The sequence below is a fragment of the uncultured Zoogloea sp. genome (assembly GCF_937894855.1).
Classification (GTDB): Bacteria; Pseudomonadota; Gammaproteobacteria; order Burkholderiales; family Rhodocyclaceae; genus Zoogloea; species Zoogloea oryzae.
Genome location: NZ_CALAYQ010000193.1, coordinates 1 through 22,222, shown reverse-complemented (window position 1 = coordinate 22,222; position 22,222 = coordinate 1). Strand labels below are relative to the sequence as shown.

The 22,222-nt window shown below is 68.8% G+C and carries 21 protein-coding genes and 2 pseudogenes; 17 read left to right on the top strand and 6 right to left on the bottom strand.

Annotation, left to right across the window (positions count from 1 at the left end; all coding sequences use genetic code 11):
* Positions 1-889: pseudogene (locus Q0672_RS20925) on the bottom strand (toluene monooxygenase); the annotation flags it as partial.
* Positions 890-1,185: 296 nt separating this feature from the next.
* Between Q0672_RS20925 and mbhE the strand changes: the two are divergent.
* From mbhE to mnhG, 7 genes are read left to right on the top strand one after another with little or no spacing between them, the layout of a single operon-like run.
* Positions 1,186-3,489, top strand: a complete 2,304-nt coding sequence (mbhE, locus tag Q0672_RS20920; protein ID WP_298625484.1) for a hydrogen gas-evolving membrane-bound hydrogenase subunit E — start codon at positions 1,186-1,188, stop codon at positions 3,487-3,489.
* Entirely contained in the window at positions 3,486-3,920 is a 435-nt protein-coding gene (locus Q0672_RS20915) for an MnhB domain-containing protein (protein WP_298625482.1), read from the top strand. Before mbhE ends, Q0672_RS20915 begins: the two co-directional genes overlap by 4 nt.
* A complete protein-coding gene (locus Q0672_RS20910; RefSeq protein WP_298625479.1) occupies positions 3,917-4,318 on the top strand; it encodes a sodium:proton antiporter in 402 nt (133 codons plus the stop codon). The genes Q0672_RS20915 and Q0672_RS20910 overlap by 4 nt, the downstream gene beginning before the upstream one ends.
* Entirely contained in the window at positions 4,315-5,769 is a 1,455-nt protein-coding gene (locus Q0672_RS20905) for a proton-conducting transporter membrane subunit (protein WP_298625476.1), read from the top strand. The genes Q0672_RS20910 and Q0672_RS20905 overlap by 4 nt, the downstream gene beginning before the upstream one ends.
* Positions 5,766-6,101 carry a Na+/H+ antiporter subunit E gene (locus tag Q0672_RS20900; protein WP_298625474.1) on the top strand — a complete coding sequence of 112 codons (336 nt, stop codon included), beginning with the start codon at positions 5,766-5,768 and terminating at the stop codon, positions 6,099-6,101. Before Q0672_RS20905 ends, Q0672_RS20900 begins: the two co-directional genes overlap by 4 nt.
* Positions 6,098-6,358 (top strand): monovalent cation/H+ antiporter complex subunit F, encoded by a 261-nt coding sequence (locus tag Q0672_RS20895; protein ID WP_298625471.1) that lies wholly within the window; start codon positions 6,098-6,100, stop codon positions 6,356-6,358. The genes Q0672_RS20900 and Q0672_RS20895 overlap by 4 nt, the downstream gene beginning before the upstream one ends.
* Positions 6,351-6,629 (top strand): monovalent cation/H(+) antiporter subunit G, encoded by a 279-nt coding sequence (gene mnhG / locus Q0672_RS20890; protein WP_298625468.1) that lies wholly within the window; start codon positions 6,351-6,353, stop codon positions 6,627-6,629. Before Q0672_RS20895 ends, mnhG begins: the two co-directional genes overlap by 8 nt.
* 10 nt (positions 6,630-6,639) lie before the next feature.
* Here the strand turns inward: mnhG and Q0672_RS20885 are convergent, their stop codons facing one another.
* Positions 6,640-7,410 carry a PEP-CTERM/exosortase system-associated acyltransferase gene (locus tag Q0672_RS20885; protein WP_298625465.1) on the bottom strand — a complete coding sequence of 257 codons (771 nt, stop codon included), beginning with the start codon at positions 7,408-7,410 and terminating at the stop codon, positions 6,640-6,642.
* A gap of 194 nt (positions 7,411-7,604) precedes the next feature.
* Here Q0672_RS20885 and Q0672_RS20880 point away from each other — a divergent pair, with 194 nt between their 5' ends.
* From Q0672_RS20880 to Q0672_RS20865, 4 genes are read left to right on the top strand one after another with little or no spacing between them, the layout of a single operon-like run.
* The gene (locus Q0672_RS20880; RefSeq protein ID WP_153160054.1) at positions 7,605-8,504 is read left to right on the top strand and encodes a ThiF family adenylyltransferase; all 900 of its coding nucleotides are present in this window, start codon (positions 7,605-7,607) and stop codon (positions 8,502-8,504) included.
* A 44-nt stretch (positions 8,505-8,548) separates the two neighbouring features.
* Complete coding sequence (locus Q0672_RS20875) at positions 8,549-9,628, top strand: nitroreductase family protein (RefSeq protein WP_298625460.1); 1,080 nt, start codon at positions 8,549-8,551, stop codon at positions 9,626-9,628.
* Positions 9,625-10,590, top strand: coding sequence for a cation diffusion facilitator family transporter (locus Q0672_RS20870; RefSeq protein ID WP_298625457.1), 966 nt, complete (start codon positions 9,625-9,627; stop codon positions 10,588-10,590). The genes Q0672_RS20875 and Q0672_RS20870 overlap by 4 nt, the downstream gene beginning before the upstream one ends.
* A gap of 9 nt (positions 10,591-10,599) precedes the next feature.
* On the top strand, positions 10,600-12,015 hold the full coding sequence (locus tag Q0672_RS20865) for a patatin-like phospholipase family protein (protein ID WP_298625454.1): 1,416 nt from the start codon (positions 10,600-10,602) through the stop codon (positions 12,013-12,015).
* Between the two features lie 3 nt (positions 12,016-12,018).
* Here the strand turns inward: Q0672_RS20865 and Q0672_RS20860 are convergent, their stop codons facing one another.
* Positions 12,019-12,468: a YaiI/YqxD family protein gene (locus tag Q0672_RS20860; RefSeq protein ID WP_284189469.1), complete on the bottom strand. Its 450-nt coding sequence runs from the start codon at positions 12,466-12,468 to the stop codon at positions 12,019-12,021.
* A 345-nt stretch (positions 12,469-12,813) separates the two neighbouring features.
* Between Q0672_RS20860 and Q0672_RS20855 the strand changes: the two genes are divergently transcribed.
* The 5 genes from Q0672_RS20855 (at position 12,814) to Q0672_RS20835 (ending at position 17,823) form a co-directional block, all read left to right on the top strand.
* Positions 12,814-13,644, top strand: a complete 831-nt coding sequence (locus Q0672_RS20855; protein ID WP_298625451.1) for a fumarate reductase cytochrome b subunit — start codon at positions 12,814-12,816, stop codon at positions 13,642-13,644.
* A gap of 2 nt (positions 13,645-13,646) precedes the next feature.
* Positions 13,647-15,626: a fumarate reductase flavoprotein subunit gene (locus tag Q0672_RS20850; protein ID WP_298625449.1), complete on the top strand. Its 1,980-nt coding sequence runs from the start codon at positions 13,647-13,649 to the stop codon at positions 15,624-15,626.
* Positions 15,623-15,952, top strand: coding sequence for a 2Fe-2S iron-sulfur cluster-binding protein (locus tag Q0672_RS20845; protein WP_298625447.1), 330 nt, complete (start codon positions 15,623-15,625; stop codon positions 15,950-15,952). Before Q0672_RS20850 ends, Q0672_RS20845 begins: the two co-directional genes overlap by 4 nt.
* A 25-nt stretch (positions 15,953-15,977) precedes the next feature.
* Positions 15,978-16,703, top strand: coding sequence for a fumarate reductase iron-sulfur subunit (locus Q0672_RS20840; protein ID WP_298625444.1), 726 nt, complete (start codon positions 15,978-15,980; stop codon positions 16,701-16,703).
* Positions 16,704-16,935: 232 nt separating this feature from the next.
* Entirely contained in the window at positions 16,936-17,823 is an 888-nt protein-coding gene (locus tag Q0672_RS20835; protein WP_298625441.1) for a helix-turn-helix domain-containing protein, read from the top strand.
* 170 nt (positions 17,824-17,993) lie between these two features.
* Here Q0672_RS20835 and Q0672_RS20830 read toward each other — a convergent pair whose 3' ends face one another.
* Genes Q0672_RS20830 through Q0672_RS20820 form a run of 3 tightly spaced genes read right to left on the bottom strand, consistent with a single transcriptional unit; the run spans position 17,994 to position 21,538 of the window.
* Complete coding sequence (locus Q0672_RS20830; protein WP_298625438.1) at positions 17,994-19,034, bottom strand: alpha/beta fold hydrolase; 1,041 nt, start codon at positions 19,032-19,034, stop codon at positions 17,994-17,996.
* A 60-nt stretch (positions 19,035-19,094) separates the two neighbouring features.
* Positions 19,095-19,862 (bottom strand): glucose 1-dehydrogenase, encoded by a 768-nt coding sequence (locus tag Q0672_RS20825; protein WP_153160065.1) that lies wholly within the window; start codon positions 19,860-19,862, stop codon positions 19,095-19,097.
* A gap of 23 nt (positions 19,863-19,885) precedes the next feature.
* Positions 19,886-21,538 (bottom strand): NAD(P)/FAD-dependent oxidoreductase, encoded by a 1,653-nt coding sequence (locus Q0672_RS20820; protein WP_298625434.1) that lies wholly within the window; start codon positions 21,536-21,538, stop codon positions 19,886-19,888.
* 363 nt (positions 21,539-21,901) lie between these two features.
* Between Q0672_RS20820 and Q0672_RS20815 the strand changes: the two are divergent.
* Positions 21,902-22,222: pseudogene (locus tag Q0672_RS20815) on the top strand (hypothetical protein); the annotation flags it as partial.

The following is a 22,222-nucleotide window of genomic DNA, read 5'->3' as shown; positions in this document are numbered from 1 at the left end:
ACTCCTCCATGAACTCCTTGAACGACTGCTTGCGGTGCTCGAGCGGCGTGTAGTAATCCATGATCGGGCCGGTGAGCACGGAGAACAGCTTCCAGGCTCCCCACACGGCGATGTCCACGCGCTTCTGGGCTTCGGCCTTGTGACCGTTCTCGATCAGCACCTTGAGCGCCGGGCCGCCGATCTGGGCGTGGCGGGATTCGTCGGTCTGGATGCTGGAGATGAGGTTGGCGAAGGTGTGGTCGCCGGCTTCGGCGGCGTCGGCGGCGAGGCCGAGGAACTGCATGTTGGTGAAGCCCGTCTCGAAGCTGAAGGTGAGCATGATCGACACGCTGATCGCGTCGCGGGTCATCATGATGTCGTCGAAGAAGTGCCGTGCGGCGATCATCGCCCACTCGTTGGTGTCGTAGGCCTTGAAGGCCCAGTCCATCTGGCGGTCCTTCGAGACGTGCTCGTGGGGGAAGTAGAGCTGCATCTGGCCGTGGCGGATCTCGTCCATGCAGCCGAGCGTGGCCATGTTGCGCATGCCCGGCGCCTTGGAGAAGCGCATCATCCGCGCCTCGGCGCTGGCGGCGGCGTATTCGCCCCGGGCGATGGCGCCGTAGTGGGCCTTCATCACGGATTTCCAGCCCGGATCGGCGTTCTCGAAGATGCGGCTGCGCTCCAGCGCGGCCTTCACCGAGTAGGCGCCGGCGTCCTTCTCGCGCTGGACCTTCACGTATTCGGGGTAGGTCTGCTTGTAGGGCTCGTCGTATTTCTCCCAGGCAGAAAGCGGCAGGCCGAATTCGCCCGACAGCATGGGCGGAAACAGCTCGTCCTCGCTGACGTATTTGGGGGTCCAGTTGGTGGTTCTGGCGAGGTCATACCAGTCCATCCGGTTGAGTACGGCCATGGGTGTCTCCTCCTTATCGGAATGCAGGTGCGGCGCGGCACCTTTTTTGTATGGGCGAAAAGGGCTCGCCCGAATCGACCGGTCGGCGGCAGGGGGCCGTTCAACCACTCGGGGGCCAATTTATCGAGATTTTTGTTGTCCAAAAATTAGACGATGGTTTAGATGCTCCGCAGCAAACCCGGCTGGCATTGGCGGGGTGACGGGCAGCGGCGCGTTATCCCGCAGTGTTCCGCCGGTTTTTTCGACTTATCCGATCCGGCCGGCGCTGCTAACATCCGCCGGTGCATTCCGGCGTTTTGAACCTCCTTCCCTTTCTGCCCCTGCTGCCTTTTGCGGCGGCCTTCGCCGTGGGCGCGCTGCCGGCAAACCGGCGCGGCCTGTCGGCGCTCATTGCTGCTGCGGTGATGCTGGCGGCCGGCGCCTTCACGGTGGCCATGGGCCCGGCGATGTTCGCCGGCGAGCTGCTGCGCGTGAGCACTCCGTGGCTCGCCGGCATCGACTACACCGTGCGGGTCGATGGCCTCGCGTGGATCTTCTGCCTGCTGATCTCGGGTATCGGGTCGCTGGTGGTGCTGTACGCCCACTACTACCTGTCGGCGGAGGACTCCGAGCCGCGCTTCCTGGCCTATCTGCTGGCCTTTGCGGGGGCGATGCTGGGCGTCGTCACCGCGGGCAACCTGATCGTGCTGCTGGTGTTCTGGGAGCTGACCAGCGTCGCGTCCTTCCTGCTGATCGGGTTCTGGACCCACCGGGACGATGCCCGCCAGGGGGCAAGGATGGCGCTCACCGTCACCGCCGGCGGCGGCCTGTGCCTGCTGGCCGGGCTGATCCTGCTGGGCCAGGTGGCCGGCAGTTTCGATCTCGACGCCGTGCTCGCCGCTGGCCCGGCGGTGCGCGCCGATCCGCTGTACCCGGCGATCCTGGCCTTGATCCTGCTGGGCGCCTTCACCAAGAGCGCCCAGTTTCCCTTCCACTTCTGGCTGCCCCACGCGATGGCCGCGCCCACGCCGGTGTCGGCCTTCTTGCATTCGGCGACGATGGTGAAGGCCGGCGTGTTCCTGCTGGCGCGGCTCTACCCGGTGCTGGCCGGCAGCGACCTGTGGCTCTACGCGGTGAGCCTCGCCGGGCTGGCGACCCTGCTGGTGGGCGCGTGGTACGCGGTGTTCCAGCACGACCTGAAGGGCCTGCTGGCCTACTCGACGCTCTCGCACCTGGGGCTGATCACGCTGCTATTGGGGATGGGCTCCGAGCTGGCGGTGGTGGCGGCGGTGTTCCACATCCTCAACCACGCCACCTTCAAGGCCAGCCTGTTCATGGCCGCCGGCATCATCGACCACGAGTGCGGCACCCGTGATCTGCGCCGCATCAACGGGCTGATCCGCTTCATGCCGTGGACGTCCGTGCTGGCGATCACCGCCGCCGCCGCGATGGCCGGCGTGCCGCTCCTCAACGGCTTCCTGTCGAAGGAGATGTTCTTCGCCGAGGCGCTGACGGTGGATCACCCGCTGCTGGCCTGGCTGGTGCCCACCGGCGCGGTGCTGGCGGGCCTGCTGGGGGTGGCGTACTCCAGCCGCTTCATCCACGACACCTTCTTCCATGGCGAGCCGGTGGGGCTCGACCGCACGCCCCACGAGCCGCCCCTGTGGATGCGCATCCCCGTCGACCTGCTGGTGCTGGTGTGCGTGGCGGTGGGGCTGATGCCCATGCAGACCTTCGGCCCGCTGCTCGCGGTGGCGGTGCCGGCGGTGACCGGCGCGCCGATGCCCGACGTGAGCATCGCCCTGTGGCACGGCTTCAACCTGCCCTTGGCGATGAGCGCGGTGGCCTTCGTGGGCGGCATCTGGCTGTATTTCCGGCTCCAGCGGGCGCGTGGCCTGCACGGGCGCGACCCGTCCCGTGGGCCCAGCGGCCAGCGTGGCTTCGAGCGGGTGATGGCGGGGCTGGGCAAGCTCGCCGGTGTGGTGACGAATGCGCTCCAGCATGGCCGCCTGCCGATCTACACCGCCACGCTGCTGGCCGCCGCCGGGCTGGCGCTGCTGCCGTGGGTGCTGCGGCTTGAACTGCCGGCGGCGTCGGGCGATGTGGATGCCGGCCTTGCCGCCGGCGCGCTGCTGGTGGCCGGTGCCGGGCTGGCCTGTGTTTTCGTGCGGCGGCGGATGGCGCTGCTCCTCGCCAGCGGCATCGCCGGGCTGGGCTCGGTGCTGATCTTTCTCTCCCGCGGCGCGCCGGATCTGGCCTTCACCCAGCTGGCGGTGGATGGCGTCTTCGCGGTGGTGGTGGCGTTGGCGCTGGGCCGCCTGCTGCCCCCGGGGCGAAACGTGCTGCCCCACGGCCGGCCGGCGCTGGCGCTGGTCGCCGCGGTGCTGGCCGGGCTGGGGCTGCTGCTCCTGGCGCTGGGCATGACCGCCGCGCCCTTCGACAGCGCGTTGTCGGATTACTTTGGCGCGCAATCCCTCGCCGCGGCCCACGGGCGCAACGTGGTGAATGTGATCATCGTGGACTTCCGCGGCCTCGACACCCTCGGCGAGATCGCCGTGGTGCTGCTGGCGGCGCTGGCCGCGGGCGGCATCCTGCGGCGCATGGGGAGGGCCGGGCGATGAGTGATTTCCGCCTCGGCTCCCGCGAGATTCTCGTCGAGCAGCTGGTACGCCTCGTCTATCGGCCGCTGCTGCTGGCGGCGCTGGTGGTGTGGTTTCGCGGCCATAACGCGCCGGGGGGCGGCTTCATCGCCGGGCTGCTGGCGGTGGCGGCCACGGCCAGTTATGCGCTGGCCTTTGGCGGGCGGGCTGCCCGGGCGCGGCTGCCCCTGGCGCCGGAGCGCCTCGCGGCGCTGGGCGTGGGGATGAGCGCGCTGGCCGGCGTGCCGGCGCTCGTCGCCGGGCAGCCCTTTCTCACCCATGTGAGCGGCGAGCTTGCCCTGGCGGGCATTGCGCTGCCGTGGTCCACGGTGATGCTCTTCGACCTGGGCGTGATGCTGTGCGTGTGGGGCGGCCTCGCGGCGCTGGTGCTGGCGCTCTGGAGGAAGACATGAACGCCTGGCTGCTGGCGATCGCGATCGGCCTGTGCGGCGGCGCTGCCGTGTGGCTGATCCTTGCCCGCGACCTGCTGCGGGTGGTGGTGGGCCTCGCGCTGGCCGGCACCGCGGTCAATCTCTTCGTGCTGATGGCCGGGCGGGTGGGCTCTGGCGTGCCGGCGATCATGGCCGACAGCGAGACGGTGCTTGCCGCTACCGCCGCCAATCCGCTGCCCCAGGCGCTGGTACTCACCGCCATCGTGATCGGCTTCGCCTTCGTGTGCTTCGCGCTGGTGCTGTTGATGGCGCTGCTGGCCAAGCGGCCGGATGGCGACGTGGATCGTCTGGGCGATGCCGAACCGGGTGCCGGCCCCGACGGCAAGCCGCTGCCCTTCGACGCGGAGCGCCGGGCATGAGCGACGGGATGGCCAACCTTGCCCTCGCGCCGGTGCTGGTGCCACTGACGGGCGCCGTCGGCTGCGTGCTGCTGGCTGGCCGGCCGCGGCTGACGGAGGGTTTCAGCCTGCTCGCCGGGGCTGCCAACCTGCTGGTGGCTTTGCTCGTGCTGCAGGCGGTGGGCGAGCACGGCCGGCTGGCGCTGATCCTCGGCAACTGGGCGCGGCCCTTCGGGATCGAGTTCGTGGTCGATCGCCTGTCGGCGGGGATGATCCTCGTCTCGGCGCTGATCGCCTTCGTGTGCCTGGTCTTCCAGGCGGCGCGGGTCGATCCGGCAGACAGGCGCTCGGTCGCGCTGCCGCTGGTGCACGGGCTGATGGCCGGGGTCGGCGGGGCGTTTGCCACCGGCGATCTGTTCAACCTGTACGTGTGGTTCGAGGTGATGCTGATCGCCGCGCTGGGCCTGCTCGTCCATCGGGGGCGGGTGGCCGCGCTGGACGGCACGCTGCGCTATCTGGTGCTCAACATGGTGGGCACGCTGGTGCTGCTCACCGGCATCGCGGTGGTGTATGGCGCCACCGGGCAGCTCAACTTTGCGGCCCTGGCCCAGGCGCCGACCAGCCCGCTGCTGGCGGCGGGCGTGGCGCTGCTGACGGTGGCCTTCCTCGCCAAGGCGGCGGCGTTTCCGGTGTTCTCTTGGATGCCCGCGGCCTACCACGTGCTGCCGGCGCCGATCCTGGCGTTGTTCGCGGGGCTGCTCAGCAAGGTGGGCGTGTATGCGCTCTTACGGCTGTTCGGGCAGGTCTTTCCGGCGGCGATGGCCGACTGGCAGGCGGTGCTCGGCGCCGTGGCGGTGGCGACGATGCTGGCTGGGGCGCTGGGTGCGGCGTGGCACTGGGATCTGCGGCGCATCCTGGCCTTTCACATCGTCAGCCAGATCGGCTACCTGATCCTCGCGGTAGCGCTGGCCACCCCGGCCGGCTACGCGGCGGCGATCTTCTACACGATCCACCACATCATCGTGAAGGCCAACCTGTTCCTGATCGCCGCGCTGGTGTGCCGCGTGGCCGGCAGCTACGACCTGCGGCGCATCGGCGGTGTGGCGGCGGCGCGGCCGATGCTGGCGATCATCTTTGCGGTGCCGGCGCTGTCGCTGGTGGGGATTCCGCCCCTGTCGGGCTTCTGGGCCAAGTTTCTGGTGCTGCGGGAGAGCTTCGCCGGCGGCCACTGGGTGTGGGGCGGCGCTGCGCTGGCCACCGGCGTGCTGACGCTCTATTCGATGAGCAAGATCTGGATCGAGGCTTTCTGGAAACCCCATCCCGCGCCGGTGGCGGTGGGCCGGCTGCCCCTTGCGGCGCTGGCCTCGGTGGCGCTGCTGGCGGCGATCACCGCCGGCATCGGGATGTTCCCGCAAACCCTGCTGGATTTTGCCGGGCAGGCCGCGGCGGGGCTTGTTGAGGTGGCGCGATGAAGCGCGTGGCGGCGGCCGTGGTGCTGGCGGTGTCGTTTGTCTGGCAGCTGGTGGTGTCGGGGCTGGCGACCGTGCGGATCATCCTCGCCCCCTGCGTGCCCGCGCAGCCGGTGCTGATGCGCTACGAGTTCGCGCCCTTGAGCGAGGCGGGCGCCGCGCTACTGGCGAGCCTTGTCACCCTCACGCCGGGTTCGACGGTGGTGGATATCGACATGGAAACACGCAGCCTGCTGGTGCATCTGCTCGACGGGCGCGACCAGGCCGCTGCGGCCGACGGCATCCGGCGCCACTTCGAGCGCCACGTGCGGGTGCTGTGCGGGGTGCAACCATGAACGCGCTACTGATCGGCCTGTTGGCCCTGGCGGTGGTGCTGGCGGTGATCCGCCTCCTGCGCGGCCCGACCGACGCCGACCGGGTGGTGGCTTTCGACCTGCTGTCGGCCTGCGGCATTGCGGCCTGCGCACTGGCGGCGACGATCACCGGCCGGGTGCTGTATCTCGACGTGGCGCTGGGCGTGGCGGTGGTGGCCTTCGTGGGTACCCTGGCGTGGGCGCGGGCGGTGGAGAAGCGGGGAGGCCGGAGTGGCTGAGGGCCTGATGCTGCTGGGGCTGGTGCTGCTGGTGATCGCCGCGGTGGGGCTGCTGCGCCTGCCGGACGCCCTGTCGCGCCAGCACGCGGCCACCAAGGCGGCGACCCTCGCGCTGGGCGTGCTGCTGATCGGTGTGGCGCTGAAGGGCGGCGGTCTGGACTGGGCGCTCCGGGCGCTGGGGATCTTCGTGGCCCTGCTGGTCACACTGCCGGCGGCCTCGCACCTGCTGGCCCGGGCCGCGCTGCGCGAGCGGGACCGCGGGCCCGACTGAACGCGCCGTTTCAGGCCGGCGTCTGAAAGGCCGGGCGGCCGTTGGCGTAGCCGGCTTCGATCTCCTCGACCACCACCCGCCAGATCGGCCGGATGAAGAAACGCAGGTTCTTGATGACGTGATCCACGTTCATCATCGACGGCACGCGGGTGCCCCGGTGCTCCACCGGGCCGCCGATCTGGGTGATCTTCACGCCGAGCTTCGAGAAATGGTCGGCGAGGCGCGGTTCGGTGAGCATGAACAGGGTTTCGACGCCCTCGTGCTTGGCCAGCGCAACCACCGCCAGATACAGGCCGATCGGGATGTACGGGAAGCGGGGCTGCTCCTTGGTGCCGAAATCGTCTTCGGAGAGCGCCAGCGCGGTTCTGGTCTCGCCCTTCCGGCGGCGGTAGTGGGCGCGCACCGCAAGGCGCGAGACTTCGGCGATGGCGCCGCGGGGCTCTCTGGCCGGGTCGATGATCGAGCGGTCGAGGGTGGCGCGGCATGCGTGCTCGAAGGGCAGGGGATGGGCCGGCTCTTCCGGCCGGGCCATCACCAGGCGGTTGCAGCCAACCAGGATGTGCGGCTCGGTCGAGGTGCGCAGCAGGCAGTGCAGGCTGTGGCGGTCGTTGTCGTCGATCTCGCGACGGTCGGGCCGGACCGGCTCGAAGCCCAACTCCTCGCAATAGACTTCGTGGCGGATGCCATAAACATCGTTGCGCAGGTCGTCGCTGAAGGCGGCGGCGACTTCGAAATACTTCTTGAAGCCTTCCCCCAGACTGAAACGATCAAGTAGCGACATGGCTCATGGGCCTCTTCTGGTTGTACGGAATGGATGTATCGAGCATCAACGACCCCGGCGCACAGACCTGAAGGGCTGATCGGTATGGCCGGTCCGATCCATCCGACGGACGGCGGCCGGGATGGGCAACGGGGCCGGGCCCGGACGCGAACTGTCGTATCATAATGTTTCCCGGTCCGACGGATTCGATACGCATGCCCGACGCCAACGCAAACTTTGATTACCACGAAGCCTTTGCCCGCAACATCGGCTGGGTCACCGAGGCCGAACAGGCAGCGCTGCGCGGCAAGCGCATTGCCATCGCCGGCATGGGCGGCGTCGGCGGCGTGCATCTGCTCACCCTCACCCGGCTCGGCATCGGCGCCTTCAACATTGCCGACATGGACACCTTCGACGTGGTGAACTTCAACCGCCAGGCGGGTGCGTCCATGTCGACGGTCGGCCAACCCAAGGCCGAGGTGATGGCCCGGATGGCGAAGGACATCAACCCCGAGCTCGACATCCGCATCTTCGACAAGGGTGTCGATGCTTCCAACCTGGACGATTTCCTGTCCGGCGTCGACCTCTATGTAGACGGCCTGGATTTCTTTGCGTTCAAGGCGCGCCGCGATACTTTCTACGCCTGCCACCGGCTGGGCGTGCCGGCGGTCACCGCGGCGCCGCTGGGCATGGGCACGGCGGTGCTGTCCTTCCTGCCGGGGCACATGTCGTTCGAAGAGTACTTCCGGCTCGAAGGCTGCGATGAGGACGAGATGGCGGTGCGCTTTCTCCTCGGCCTGTCGCCGGCGATGCTCCAGCGCGGCTATCTGGCCGACCCGACCCGGGTGGATTTCAACGCCCGGCGTGGCCCCAGCACCATCGCCGCCTGCCAGCTGTGCGCCGGCGTGACGGCCACCGAAGCCCTCAAGATCCTCCTCGGCCGCGGCAAGGTGCTGTGCGCCCCCTGGGGCTTTCACTTCGACGCCTACAGCAACCGCTACATCAAGACCTGGCGTCCGGGGGGCAACCGCAACCCGATCCAGCAGATTGGCCTGTTCATCGCCCGCCGTCAGCTTAAGGCGATGCGCCAGGGCAAGTTTGCCAGCACCGCCTGATCCAACCTTCCGCGCCCCGCGTTTCCGATCCAGGAGAGCCCTCGATGGCCAGCCGTGAAACCCTGCTGAAAATCCTCGACCTGGCCCGCTGGGCCCCCAGCGGCGACAACACCCAGCCCTGGCGTTTCGAGATCGTTGCCGACGACCACGTCGCCATCCACGGCAACGACACCCGCGAGTGGTGCCTCTACGATTTCAACGGCCACGCCAGCCACATGGCCCACGGCGCGCTGCTCGAGACCCTGCGCATCGCCGCCACCGGCGAAGGCCTTGCCGCCAGCTGGCAACTGCGTCCCGGCAGCCCGGATAAATCGCCGGTGTTCGACGTGAAGCTCGCCCCCGCGCCGGGTATCGCCCCCGATCCGCTCCTGCCCTTCATCGAGAGCCGCACCGTGCAGCGCCGGCCGATGCGCACCACGCCGCTCACCGCCGTCCAGCGCAGTGCCCTGGCCGCGGCGCCGGGTGCGGGCTACAGCGTGCAGTTCTTCGAATCCGGCGCCGAGCGCCGCCAGGTCGCGGGCCTCTTGTGGCGCAACGCCTACCTGCGCCTCACCTGCCCCGAGGCCTACCCGGTGCACAAGGAGATCATCGAGTGGCGCACCCGCTTCAGCAAGGACCGCATCCCCGAGCAGGCCGTGGGCGTCGATGGCGCCACCGCCCGGCTGATGGAGTGGGTGATGGCGAGCTGGGGCCGTGTGCAGTTCTTCAACAAGTATCTTGGCGGCACCATCGCGCCGCGGGTGCAGCTCGACTACATCCCGGCCATCGCCTGCGCCGCCCACGTGCTGGTGAAGGCCGACGTGCCGGCCCAGGGCGTCGAGGCCCATGTGCGCGGCGGCATTGCGCTGCAGCGGGTGTGGCTGACCGCCGCGGCGGTGGGCCTGCATCTGCAGCCCGAGATGACGCCGCTGATCTTCCGCTGGTACGCCCGCGCCGGCCTGAGCTTCTCGGCCCTGCCCGAGATCCAGCAGGGCGCCGCGGCGCTGGCCGATGAGTTCGAGCGTATCGGCGGCTTTGGCCACGACCAGGGCCTGACCTTCTTCTGCCGCGTCGGGGTGAGCGATCCGCCCAAATCCCGCTCCCTGCGCAAGAGCGTCGAGGAACTCATGCTGCCCGGCCGATGAGCCACGACCACGCCCACCACGGCCACGCCTGCAGCCACGCTCACGGGCATGGTCACGGTCATGGCGGCCACGGCCATCACCACGGGCCGGCGTCCTACGACCGGGCTTTCGCCATCGGCATCGCCCTCAACATCGGCTTCGTGCTGGTCGAGGCCATCTTTGGCTGGATGTCCGGCTCCCTCGCGCTGCTGGCCGATGCCGGCCACAACCTGTCCGACGTCGCCGGGCTGATCCTCGCCTGGGGCGCCACCGCCGCGGCGCGCCTGCGCCCGACCCACAAGTTCACCTACGGCTGGGCGCGGGCCTCGATCCTCGCGGCACTCGCCAACGGCGTGCTGTTGCTGCTGGCGATGGGCGCCCTGGCCCTCGAGGCCGTGCAGCGCCTGCAGTCGCCTGAGCCGGTGGCCGGCTGGACGGTGATCGTCGTGGCCGCGATCGGAGTGCTCATCAACGGCATCACCGCCGTGCTGTTCATGTCGGGCAGCAAGGACGACCTCAACATCCGTGGTGCTTTCCTGCACATGGCCGGCGACGCGCTGGTGTCCCTCGGCGTGGTGGCGGCTGGGGCGCTGTACCTGCACTTCGGCTGGGCGTGGCTCGATCCGGTGGTCAGCCTGGCGATCGCTGCGGTGATCGTGATCGGTTCGTGGGGGCTGTTCCGGCAGTCGCTGCACCTGGCCTTCGATGGTGTGCCGGAAGGCATCGATCTCGTCGATGTGCACACCTGGCTCGCCGGCCTGCCCGGCGTGAAGGACGTGCACGACCTGCACATCTGGGCGCTGGGTACATCCGAAACCGCGCTGTCAGCGCATCTGGTGATGCCCGACGGCCATCCGGGCGACAGCTTCCTGATCGACGTGGCCGAAGGGCTGAAGCACCGCTTCCGCATTCACCACCCCACCATCCAGATCGAGCTGGATGGCATGGACGACGGCTGCACGAAGCCCGCCGCGCTGGGCTGAGGCGAGGCCATGTCAGCCCTTCCGACACCGCGCACCCGGGTTCATCTCGTGCTCGGGTCGGGCGGCGTCAAGACCCTGGCCTATGTGGGCGCGCTGGCAGTGCTCGAAGAGGCCGGCATCGAGTTCGCCAGCATCTCGGCCTGCTCGGCGGGCAGCCTGATCGGCGCCCTCGTCGCCACCGGCCTGCCGATGCGCGAAGTGCAGGCGCGGGTCGAGGCGGTCGATCTGCGCCGCCTGCTGGGCAAGCCCAGCCTGCCCGGGCCGCTGCGCTACGTGTCCTGGCTGCGCTGGCCTTTCGCGCCCTACGACAGCGACGCGGTGGTGCAGATCATGGAAGACCTGATCGGCCCCGGCAAAACCTTCGGCGAGATGGCGATCCCCTTCGCCACGGCGGGCATCGACCTGCTCTCGAAGCAGCTCCTCGTGTATGCCAGCGAAACCCACGCCGACATGAAGGTGACCGAGGCGGTGCGCATCGCGGTGGGTATCCCTCTGTTCTTCCCGCCCCACGAAGCCGGCGGGCGGGTGGTGGTGGATGCGGCGATCGCCACCCACTGCCCGATCTGGATGGTCGGCCGCTTTGACGACGAATACCCCATCGTGGCGCTGCAGCCGGCGGACGCGCCAGTCACCACGCCGCCCCAGGGCATTGGCCGCTTCATCAAGACCATCGTCGGCGCCGGTGTGGCCAGCCGCGACCACTACCTCATCGACGAAATCCCCCGGGCGCGGCTCATCGAGGTGCCGGTGTTCGATCTGGAGATGGAGCAGTTCGACGCCGCCCAGACGCGCAAGCCCTACCTCTTCGAAGCCGGGCGCCGCGCCGCCACCGCCTGCCTGCGCGACTGGGGAAATGACCTCTCCGGCGAGCGCCGACGGGCCCAGGCGGGCAGCCGGCCTGCCGACCGCATCCACGACGAGCGGGCCGTGATGACCGCCTCGGCGATGATGCGCGGCTTCGCCAACCGCTTGTCGCGCATCTCCCGCAGCCAGCTCTTCATCAGCTACAGCCACCGGGACAAGGCCTGGCTGGACGTGGTCAAGGCGCCGCTCGAACCCTACGTCGAGCTGCGCGGCCTGCAGGTGTGGGACGACACCCGGATCGAGGCCGGCGAGATGTGGCGCGACGCCATCGACCGGGCGCTGGCCTCCACCCGCGTCGCCCTGCTGCTGGTGTCGCCGGGCTTTCTGGCCTCGCCCTTCATCCGCAGCGAGGAGCTGGGCTTCTTCCTCGAGGCCGCGGCCCGCTACGCGGTCAAGGTGCGTTGGGTGCTCCTCAGTGCGATCGGCGATGCGCCGAATCCGGTGGGGCACATCCAGGCCATGCACGACATGGCCACGCCCCTCGATGCCCTGTCGGCGCCCGATCTGGTCCGCGCCCTGGCGGCCATCGCACGCCAGCTGGCGGCCGATCTGGACGGCTGAGGCTCAGCGCGTCGCCCTGGCCAGAAAGCGATCCAGCGCCGCGCCAAAGGCCTGCCGGTCGGCCTGGCTGAAGGCCGCCGGTCCTCCGGTCTGCACCCCGCTGCTGCGCAGCTCTTCCAGAAAATTCCGCATCGACAGGCGCTCGGCGATGTTGGCTGCGGTGTACATCTCGCCCCGCGGGTTGAGGGCGTGGGCCTGGCGCTCCAGCACCGCCGCGGCCAGCGGAATGTCGGCGGTGATCACCAGATCGCCGGCCGCCAGCGTGTCGACGATGTGCGCGTCGGCCACGTCGAAGCCCGACGGCACCTGAATCGCCCGGATGAAGCGCGACGGCGGCGTGCGCAGCAGCCGGTTGGCCACCACGAAGGTCTGGATCTGCAGGCGTTCGGCGGCGCGGAAGATGATGTCCTTGACCACGGCCGGGCAGGCGTCGGCGTCGATCCAGATTTGCATGATGGCTGGGGCGTGAAAGGGAAGGGCGCCAGTGTAACCCCGGTCGTTACGGGGTCTCTGTTGCCGAAAAACAACGGATTCCGGTGGCCCCCAGCGGAAAACCCTCACTTCGGCCGGTGTCCGACCGCCAATCGCGGCATTGTGCACAGCAATATAAGCAAAGACGGCCTAGCTTGAACTCACGCTGTCGATCAGTGCTGTAGCCCAAGAGAGCAAAAAAGAGGAGACAAGGCGCCGGCTCGAACCCCAGGTTCGGGTTGTGTCGCACCGGGCGAGGGATGCGTCCCCCGCGCAGGTGCCCCACGACCAGCCGGCTGGTGGTTGATTCACCGCGGTCTCCTCATCATGACGCGTTCCATCGAACAGACCGGGCTCTTCCAGCCCGACGCCGCCGCCCCGGCCATTCCGGGCATTCCGGCTGCGGTTTCCCATCCCGCCCACGCCGCCCGCCGCCTGAAGAAGAGCCGCTGGCCGGCCCGGCTCGACCTGCTCCAGAGCGCCTCCGGGCTGTTTCTGGCGGTCTTCCTGGTGGCGCACATGTTCTTCGTGTCGTCCATCCTCATCAGCCACGATGCCTTCTACACCGTCGCCCGCTTCTTCGAGGCCGGCTGGCTGTTCGGCACGCCCCAGCCGTGGGTCGTGTCGTGCGTGGTGGGCTTCGTGCTGGCGGTGTTCGTCGGCCACGCGTGGCTGGCGCTGCGCAAGTTTCCCGCCAACTGGCGCCAGTACCGGGCCTTTGCCGAGCATCGCCGGCAGCTGCGCCACAGCGACACCGGCCTGTGGTGGCTGCAACTCTGGACCGGCTTTGCGCTGTTCTTCCTGGGCACCGTGCACCTCTACGGCATGCTCGTCCATCCCGAGCTGATCGGCCCCTATGAATCCGCCGACCGCATCTGGACGGGCACCATGTGGCCGCTCTACCTGCTGCTGCTGTTCGCGGTCGAGCTTCACGGCAGCGTCGGCCTGTACCGGCTGGCCCTCAAGTGGGGCTGGCTCGAAGGGCGCGACCCAGCCGCCAGCCGGCGCCGCCTGCGGGCGGTGAAGACGGCTTTCAGCGTGTTCTTCGTGGGCCTCGGCCTCGTCACCCTGCTGGCCTACGTGCAGCTGGGCATCGCCCATGCCGACCGGGCCGGCGAACCCTACGTGCCCACCGCGGCCAAGACAGCCCGGGGCTGACCATGCGCATCCACTACACCGACGTGCTGGTGATCGGCGGCGGCCTCGCGGGCCTTCGCGCTGCCGTGGGCGCCCGGCGCCGCGGCCACGACGTGACCATCCTGAGCCTCGTTCCGCCCAAGCGGTCCCACTCGGCCGCGGCCCAGGGCGGCATGCAGGCCAGCCTGGGCAACACCGCGATGGGCGCCGGCGACAACGAGGACGTGCACTTTGAAGACACCGTGCGCGGCTCCGACTGGGGCTGCGACCAGCAGGTGGCGCGCCTCTTCGTGCACACCGCCCCCCAGGCCGTGCGCGAACTCGCCGCCTGGGGCGTGCCCTGGAACCGCATCCAGGCCGGCCCCCGCGAGGTGGTGATGGACGGCCAGCGGGTGACGCTCACCGAACCCGCCGCCATGCACGGCCTCATCGCCGCGCGGGATTTTGGCGGCACCAAGAAGTGGCGCACCTGCTTCGTCTCGGATGGCACCGGCCACGCCATGCTCTACGCGGTCTCCGACCAGGCCGTGGCCGAAAGCATCCCGGTGCATGAGCGCACCGAAGCCATCGCGCTGATCCATGACGGCCAGCGCTGCCACGGCGCCATCGTGCGCGATCTCGTCACCGGCGAACTCTCGGCTTACGTGGCCAAGGCCACCTGCATCGCCACCGGCGGCTTCGGGCGGATCTACCGGGTCAGCTCCAACGCCGTCATCAACGAAGGCATCGGCGCCGCCATTGCGCTGGAGACCGGCGTGGTGCCCCTGGGCAACTTGGAGGCGGTGCAGTTTCACCCGACCACCATCTTCCCCGCCGGCATCCTCGTCACCGAAGGGTGCCGGGGCGACGGCGGGCTGCTGCGCGACGCCAAGGGCCACCGCTTCATGCCCGACTACGAGCCCGAAAAGCGCGAGCTGGCCTCCCGCGATGTGGTGTCGCGGCGTATGGAAGAGCACATCCGCGCCGGCCACGGGGTGAAGACCCGCTTCGGCGAACACCTGTGGCTGGACATCACCCTGCTCGGCAAGGCCCACATCGACGGCCGCCTGCGCGAGGTGAAGGAGATCTGCCAGCACTTCCTGGGCATCGACCCGGCCCGCGACATGATCCCCGTGCGCCCGGCCCAGCATTACTCGATGGGCGGTATCCGCACCGACGCCGCCGGCCACGCCCGCGGCCTTGCCGGCCTGTTCGCCTGTGGCGAGGCCGCCTGCTGGGATCTCCACGGCTTCAACCGGCTGGGTGGCAACTCGGTGGCCGAGACGGTTGTCGCCGGCATGATCGTCGGCGAGAAGATGGCCGACTTCGTGGAATCCGACGCAGGCGATCTGCATGTCTCCACCGCCCTCGTGCGGGAGTTCCTCGAACGGGAGCAGGCAAAGCTCGACACTTTGCTGCATGGCAACGGAAGCGAAAGCGCCGCCGAACTCACACGACGGATGCAGGACATCATGACCGAGAAGGTGGGCATCTTCCGCCGCGGCGATCTGCTCGAATCCGCGGTGACCGAACTACAGCAACTGCTGGAGAAGAGCCGCCACATCGGCATCGCCACCCGCCGCCCCGGCAGCAACCCCGAGCTGGTGGCCGCCTACCGGGTGCAGAAGATGCTCAAGCTCGCCCTGTGCGTGGCCCACGGCGCGCTCACCCGCACCGAAAGCCGCGGCGCCCACTACCGCGAGGACTACCCCGCCCGCGACGACGCGAACTGGCTCAAGCGCACCCTCGCCACCTGGCACGGCGACGACACCCTGCCGACCCTCGCCTGGGAAGACCTGGACGTGGCGGCGATGGAACTGCCCCCCGGCTGGCGCGGCTACGGCGCCCGCAACGCCATCGAACACCCGGCCACGGCCATCCGCGCGGACGAGATCAACGCCATCCGCAAAGCCTTCGGCCACGCCGACCGATACACCCTGCAACACGCCCTGATGCCCTTCGACCACCTGCTGCCCGAGCGTTACCAGGGCCGCAACGAAAGGCCCGGAGACACCACGTCATGAACGCCCCCATGTCCCACGTCCGCACCGTCACCCTCCACCTGCGCACGCTCACCGGCGGCTCCACCCCGGTCGAGATCGTCGAAGCCCCCGACATGACCCTTCTGGGCGCCATCAAGCAGGCCAAGGGCGCGCTGCCGCCCACCTGGGCCGACACCTTCATGTGCCATTCCGGCGCCTGCAACACCTGCAGCGTCTCCATCAACGGCGTGCCCGGCGTGCCCTGTACTGCCTTCATCCGCGACCTGGGCCGCGACATCGCCGTCGCCCCCGGCATCCACGCCGAAGGCTGGGACGGCCTGCGCACCCCTGTGCGCGGCGGCCACTGAGCCCGCCCCCGCGAAAGGCCCCGCCATGACCGCTCCCCGCAGCCTCACCCTGCGCATCCTGCGCAGCAGCCCGGGCGAGGGCATCGCCCCCCACTGGCAGGATTTCCTCGTCGAAGAGGCCGAGGGCATGACCCTCTTCCTCGCCCTGGGCGAAGTCCGCGAGCGCCTCGACCCTTCGCTGCAGTTCGACTTCGTGTGCCGTGCCGGCATCTGCGGCAGCTGCGCCATGCTCGTCAACGGCAAGCCCACCCTGGCCTGCCGCTGCCTCACCCGCGACCTCGCCCCGCTCATCACCCTGGCGCCCCTGCCGGTGTTCGAGCTGATCGGTGACCTCTCGGTGAACACCGGCAAGTGGATGCGCGGCACCGCCGAACGCCTCGAAACCTGGATCCACAGCCAGGAAGAAACCGCCCTCACCGCGGTCGAGGCGCCGATGGAGCCCGCCCTCGCCGAAGCCATCTATGAACTCGACCGCTGCATCGAATGCGGCTGCTGCATCGCCGGCTGCGGCACCGCGCAGATGCGCCCCGATTTTGTCGGCGCCGTCGGCCTCAACAAGATCGCCCGCTTCCGCCTCGACCCGCGGGACACCCGCAGCGACGACGACTTCTATGAACTCATCGGCGACGACACCGGCGTGTTCGGCTGCATGAGCCTGCTGGGCTGCCACGACGTGTGCCCGAAGGGCTTGTCGCTGCAGACGCAGATCGCGTTTTTGCGCCGCAAGATGGCGGTGGTCGGCATCAAGTAGGCCGCCCGGCCGAACCTGGCCGCCGGTGTCCGCCGGCGGCCCATTTCCTTCCGATTGGTTTCTCCGTTTGTGCCGCGTGGGTGCGCCCCGCGGCCTGTCGGCCCGCGTGCGTCGCAATCACCTAATTTTATTCAACCATTTAATTAATCTTTGTATGATTGCAGCTCAAGGGCGCAGCCCCTGACCTCCATCCTTCTGGCTCTCCGGTTTCATCTTTTGAAGCATTCGCGCGATGGCTAACCTGATTACTCCGCGGGACTTGCCCACCTGGGTGCCAGGCCGGATCACCTCGTCGAGCGACGGTCTGGGCTGGAAGAACGTCGGGCACCGGGCCTACCGCTACACCGGGCTCGACGTGCCGATCCCGCCGATGGATCACTTCATGGTGGTGCGCTACCACGCGGGCGTCACGCCGATGGACCGCTGCGTCGAGGGGCGCTGGAGCCGCAAGCGCTGCACGCCCGGCGACTTCTCGCTGCTGACCCGCTCCGAGTCGTCCCACTGGCACTGGACCCAGTGCATCGAGGTCTCCCACACCTATCTCTCCGAAGCCCTGATGGCCCGCGTGGCCTCCGACGTCACCGAGCGCAGCGTGGCCGAGGTGCGGCTGCACGACGTGCTGCAGGGGCAGGACCCGGTGGTCACGCAGATCGTCGATGCGATCACCCTCGAGGCGCGCCAGCGCGGGCTGGGCGGCGGGCTGTACGTCGAGGCGCTGTCGATCCAGCTGGCGGTGCATCTGTTCCGCAAGTACGCGCGCTTCACCTTCCGCGACGAGATGCCCGCCGGCCCGCTGTCGCCCAGCAGGGTGCGGCGGCTCGAGGAGTTCGTCGAAACCCACCTGCACGAAGGCATCACCATCGAGCAGATGGCCGAGACCCTCGGCCTCGGGATCTGGACCTTCACCAAGCACTTCCGCGCCTCGATGGGCTGTTCGCCCTACGAGTTCGTGATGACGCGTCGGGTCGAGCGGGCTGCGCGCCTGCTCGCCACCCGCGGGCTGGCCATCAAGGAGGTGGCGGCCATGTGCGGCTTTGCCGACCAGGCCCACCTGACCCGCGTGATGCGTGCGCGGCTGGGCACCACGCCAGCCCGGCTGAAGAAGGACGGCGGCGCCTGACGCGGCCTTCGTCGGCCGTCCTGCAAGCCCCGGTTTCTCCCAAACCCCCTCAGCTCCACCCAAAAAAATGGCGCACCAGGTTGCCCTGATGCGCCGCAAAGGCACCCGCGGGGAGCGCCGGTGTCGTCATCGTCCCTGCTGAAGGACGACGTCACCTTTCGGAGGCGGTGCTAGCTGGCGAGGAGTTCCCGGAGGTGGCTGTCCACTTCGGCGATGGCGTGGGCATCGGTGCCGAACAGGGCGAGGTGGCCGTCGATGCTGCTCACTGGACGGAACTCGCTGTTCGGGATCAGCTGCTGCTCGGCCACGCAGTCGCTGGGCGGGAAGAACATGTCGTGGCTGATCGGCATCACATAGGTTTTTGCCTTGATGCGGCCCAGGGCTTCGGCGAGATTGCCGCCGGTGTGGCGGCTCACGTCGCCGCGCTGCCACTTCCAGGCCATGGCGAGCAGGTTGTTCGGGTCCATCGGCCCGAAGTAGCCGGTCATGAACTGGTCCACGAAGGCCTGTACCGATTCGAAGCCGAGCACGCGATGGCGCCCGCCGCGGAAGAACTCCGTGCTCCAGCCCATCACCGTCCAGATCTTGGCGTGGCGCTTGAGGCCCGCCGCCACGTCGGCCGCCGATGAATAGTCGCCGTTGCGGAAACCCGGGTCGGTGGTGATCGCCTCGACGAGGGTCTCGGTGAACACGAAGTCATGCTCGGTGTTGCAGGCGGTGCCGGCGATGGGCGCGGCGCGCTCGACCATATCGGGGTAGCGCACCGCCCATTCGTAGGTCTGCTGGGCGCCCATCGAGCCGCCCACCACCAGCGCCAGGCGCTGGATGCCGAAGTGCTCGGTGAGCAGCCGGTGCTGGGCGCGCACGTCGTCGCCGATGCGCACCTTCGGAAAGTTCGGCCCGGCGATGGCGGCCGGCGCGTTGCTTGGCGACAGGGACAGGCCGCTGCCGATCTGGTTCACCACGATGATGAAGTAGCGCGTCGGGTCGAGGGCGTGGCCCGGGCCGATGTACACCTGCTCCATGATCTTGCTGGTGCCGGAATACCAGGTCGGCACCAGGATCGCGTTGTCCCGGGCGGCGTTGAGGGTGCCGTGGGTCGCCACGGCGAGGGTGCAGTCGGGCAGCACGCCGCCTTCCTCCAGCTCCAGCGTGCCGATGTTGATGGTCTTGAACGGACCGTGGTTGTCCTGGCTGTAATAGTTGTTCATGTCGATTTCCTCCGATGGGTGCCCGGCCGCGCGGGGCGGCCGGTGGTGCGGGGTGGGGGCTCAGCGCGCGGTGTAGCCGCCGTCGATGACCAGTTCGGCGCCGGTCACCCAGCGCGACTCGTCCGACGCCAGGTACACCGCGCCCCAGGCGATGTCGTCCGGGGTGCCGGTGCCGCCCAGCGGATGCAGGGCGTCGAGGCTGGCCTTGGCGGCGCTGCGCTCCAGGCCGGCGTCGTGCACGTAGCGGTCCACCAGCGCCGTGAAGATGAAGCCCGGATGGATCGAGTTCACCCGGATGCGCTCGCTGGCGTAGGTGAGCGCGTCGTTCTTGCTCATGCAGCGCACGGCGCCCTTGGCCGCGTGGTAGGGCGGAATGTCGCCGCCCCCGACGATGCCGTAGATCGACGAGATGTTGATCACCGAGCCGCCGCCCGCCTGGCGCAGGTAGGGGATGACGTGCTTGGTGCACAGGAAGACGGCGGTTGCATCGACGGCCATCACCCGGTTCCACTCGGCCAGGGAGAGGCGGTCGGTGGGCACGTTCTCGCCCTCGATGCCGGCGTTGTTCACCAGCACGTCGAGGCGCCCGAAGGCTTCGAACGCCGCCCGCAGCGCGGCGCTCACCTGGGCTTCGTCGGTGACGTCGGTCTGCACGAAGAGTGCCCGCCCGCCGCCCGCGGCGATGCGTTCGGCCACCGCGCGGCCGTTGGGGTCGCGGTCGAGCACCGCAATGGCGGCGCCCTCGTCTGCCATGCGCTGGGCGATCGCTGCGCCCAGGCCATTGCCACCGCCGGTGATGGCGGCGGCCTTGCCGGAAAGTCGGTTCATGGTGGATGTCCTTTCCGGTTGGCTCAGCGCATCTCGAAGCCGGGGTAGCCCTGGCTCGCCAGCTGGTCGCACTTCTGGTTGTAGGTGCCCACCCCGCCGATGTACGAGATCAGGCGCCGGGGCTTGCCTTCCACGTTGGAGCCCATGTACCAGGAGTCGGTCTTGACCACGAGGGTCTTGGCGGCGGTCTCGTCGTGGTGCTGGACCCATTCGTCCTGGAGGGATTCGGTGGCCTCGACGACCTTCTTGCCGTTGCTGCGGGCGTAGTCGATGCAGTCGGTGATCCAGTCCACCTGCTGTTGCAGGCAGGTGGTCATGTTGCACAGGGCGGCGGACGGGGCGAGCGGCGCGCCGGTGGTGAACAGGTTGGGGTAGCCGTGCACCTGCAGGCCCATCGCGGTGCGGATCTCCTGGCCCCATTCGGCCTTCAGGGAGCGCCCGTCGCGGCCGCGGATGTCGATCCGGGTGAGGGCGCCGGAGCCGGCGTCGAAGCCCACCGCGAGGATGATCACGTCCGCTTCATGGATCACCCCGTCGGCGGTCTGGATGCCCTCGGGCACCACGCGCTCGATGGGCACCGTGCGGCAGTCCACCGCCGTCACGTTGGGCTGCAGGTACACCTCCAGATACTTGTTTTCCAGCGGCACGCGGTGGGTGCCAAAGCCGTAGTCGGTGGGGATCAGCAGATCGCACAGCTCGGGGTTGTGCTGGAGGCGCTCGCGCATCTTGGCGCGTACGAACACCGACACCTCCTCGCTCACTTCCTCGTCGAAGAACATCTCGGGGAAGGACGCCAGCCACAGGGCGAGGGAGCCGTCTTCCCACAGATTCTCGAGCACGGCGGTGCGTTCTTCCGGCGTCTTCTCGGCCCACGGGCCGGCGTCGAAGTCGTAATCGAAGCCGGCGAAGGTGCTGCGCACGCGCGCCTTGAGCTCATGGAAGCGCGAGCCCCACTTCTCCCAGTCGGCCCCGGAATACTTGGGGTTGCGCATCGGGATCACGTATTGCGGCGTGCGCACGAAGATCTTCATCGAGCCCACTTCCGGCGCGATGGTCTGGATCACCTGGATGCCGGTGGCGCCGGTGCCCACCACCGCCACGCGCTTGCCCTTCAGATCCACCGGCTCCTTCGGCCACAGGCCGGTGTGGAAGATCTGGCCCTTGAAGCTGGCCTGGCCCGGGAAGCGGTCGGACAGCGGCGCCGACAGCATGCCGCAGCAGGCGATCAGGAACTGGGCGGTGATCTTCTCGCCGGCGGCGGTCTCGATCCGCCACAGGTCGTTGGCCTCGTCGAAATGGGCCGAGGCGATCCGGGTGCTGAACTGGATGTCCTTCTTCAGATCGAGGGTGTCGGCCACGTAGTTGAGCCAGCGCTCGGTCTCGGGCTGGGCCGGAAAGCGCTCGGAGGGCTGCCAGGATTTGTACAGCTCCTCCGAGAACCAGTACTGGTAGATCTCGGCCTGGGAATCGAAGCGCGCGCCGGGGTAGCGGTTCCAGTACCAGGTGCCGCCAACGCCGGTGCCGGTCTCATAGGCGCGCACCTTCATGCCCATCTCCCGCAGGCGGTGCAGCTGGTACAGCCCGGCAACGCCGGCGCCAATGATGAGGGCGTCCAGATGCGTCACCGCGTCGGTGGCGGCGGGGGTGCGGGTCGGCTGGGGGCTATTCGTGCTCATTTTGTCTCCTTCACTTTCTTGTGGTGTGGCCGCCCCCCGGGGTGGGGCAAGCCTGCGGAAGCGGAGCGGCGTCGGGGGCAAAGCCGCGACTGCTGCTGCCGTGGAGACAATCTAGGGGCAGGGCCAGCCGGCGATCTTGTCGATCCTTGGCGATCTTTTGAACGAAACGGGAAATCGCCCGATTTAGCCGCCCGGGCGGCGCAAACCCCTGTTTTTGCGTGATTAGAATCGGCCCGGCACAAGATCGGTGGCATGCCGGCGAGGTGGTGGAAAGGGCTGGCGGAAGGCGCCCGGGTCTCGTGCGATCAAGAAGAAACGGCCGGGCACATCCGGCCGCCCAACCCCACATCAAAGGAGATCCCCATGAACGCATCCCTCTGCCACGCCCCCGCCCGGCGCCGGCCCATCGGCGCGCTACTCGCCGCCAGCCTGATCGCCGCCACGCTGCCCGGCGCTGCCCACGCGGTGGCCGTCGACCCCGGCGACTACACCTACCTGCCGCCCGGCACCGGGCTCGCGCTGCTCTACTACCAGCACGCGTCCGGCAAATCCCTGTATTCCGGCGGGCACAAGGTGTCCGGCAATGCTGATCTCGACGTGGACGTGGGCATCGCGCGGGGCGTGAAGTACCAGGGCTGCCGCAGCTACCCTAATAGCATTGCCCGAGCCCAAATAACGTTCACG

Excerpts from the sequence above, each read along its gene's own strand:
- Q0672_RS20915 (WP_298625482.1), top strand. The coding sequence starts at position 3,486 with ATGAGTGATTTCCGCCTCGGCTCCCGCGAGATTCTCGTCGAGCAGCTG.
- Q0672_RS20910 (WP_298625479.1), top strand. The coding sequence starts at position 3,917 with ATGAACGCCTGGCTGCTGGCGATCGCGATCGGCCTGTGCGGCGGCGCT.
- Q0672_RS20905 (WP_298625476.1), top strand. The coding sequence starts at position 4,315 with ATGAGCGACGGGATGGCCAACCTTGCCCTCGCGCCGGTGCTGGTGCCA.
- Q0672_RS20900 (WP_298625474.1), top strand. The coding sequence starts at position 5,766 with ATGAAGCGCGTGGCGGCGGCCGTGGTGCTGGCGGTGTCGTTTGTCTGG.
- Q0672_RS20895 (WP_298625471.1), top strand. The coding sequence starts at position 6,098 with ATGAACGCGCTACTGATCGGCCTGTTGGCCCTGGCGGTGGTGCTGGCG.
- Q0672_RS20885 (WP_298625465.1), bottom strand. The coding sequence starts at position 7,410 with ATGTCGCTACTTGATCGTTTCAGTCTGGGGGAAGGCTTCAAGAAGTAT.
- Q0672_RS20880 (WP_153160054.1), top strand. The coding sequence starts at position 7,605 with ATGCCCGACGCCAACGCAAACTTTGATTACCACGAAGCCTTTGCCCGC.
- Q0672_RS20875 (WP_298625460.1), top strand. The coding sequence starts at position 8,549 with ATGGCCAGCCGTGAAACCCTGCTGAAAATCCTCGACCTGGCCCGCTGG.
- Q0672_RS20870 (WP_298625457.1), top strand. The coding sequence starts at position 9,625 with ATGAGCCACGACCACGCCCACCACGGCCACGCCTGCAGCCACGCTCAC.
- Q0672_RS20865 (WP_298625454.1), top strand. The coding sequence starts at position 10,600 with ATGTCAGCCCTTCCGACACCGCGCACCCGGGTTCATCTCGTGCTCGGG.
- Q0672_RS20860 (WP_284189469.1), bottom strand. The coding sequence starts at position 12,468 with ATGCAAATCTGGATCGACGCCGACGCCTGCCCGGCCGTGGTCAAGGAC.
- Q0672_RS20855 (WP_298625451.1), top strand. The coding sequence starts at position 12,814 with ATGACGCGTTCCATCGAACAGACCGGGCTCTTCCAGCCCGACGCCGCC.
- Q0672_RS20850 (WP_298625449.1), top strand. The coding sequence starts at position 13,647 with ATGCGCATCCACTACACCGACGTGCTGGTGATCGGCGGCGGCCTCGCG.
- Q0672_RS20845 (WP_298625447.1), top strand. The coding sequence starts at position 15,623 with ATGAACGCCCCCATGTCCCACGTCCGCACCGTCACCCTCCACCTGCGC.
- Q0672_RS20840 (WP_298625444.1), top strand. The coding sequence starts at position 15,978 with ATGACCGCTCCCCGCAGCCTCACCCTGCGCATCCTGCGCAGCAGCCCG.
- Q0672_RS20835 (WP_298625441.1), top strand. The coding sequence starts at position 16,936 with ATGGCTAACCTGATTACTCCGCGGGACTTGCCCACCTGGGTGCCAGGC.
- Q0672_RS20830 (WP_298625438.1), bottom strand. The coding sequence starts at position 19,034 with ATGAACAACTATTACAGCCAGGACAACCACGGTCCGTTCAAGACCATC.
- Q0672_RS20825 (WP_153160065.1), bottom strand. The coding sequence starts at position 19,862 with ATGAACCGACTTTCCGGCAAGGCCGCCGCCATCACCGGCGGTGGCAAT.
- Q0672_RS20820 (WP_298625434.1), bottom strand. The coding sequence starts at position 21,538 with ATGAGCACGAATAGCCCCCAGCCGACCCGCACCCCCGCCGCCACCGAC.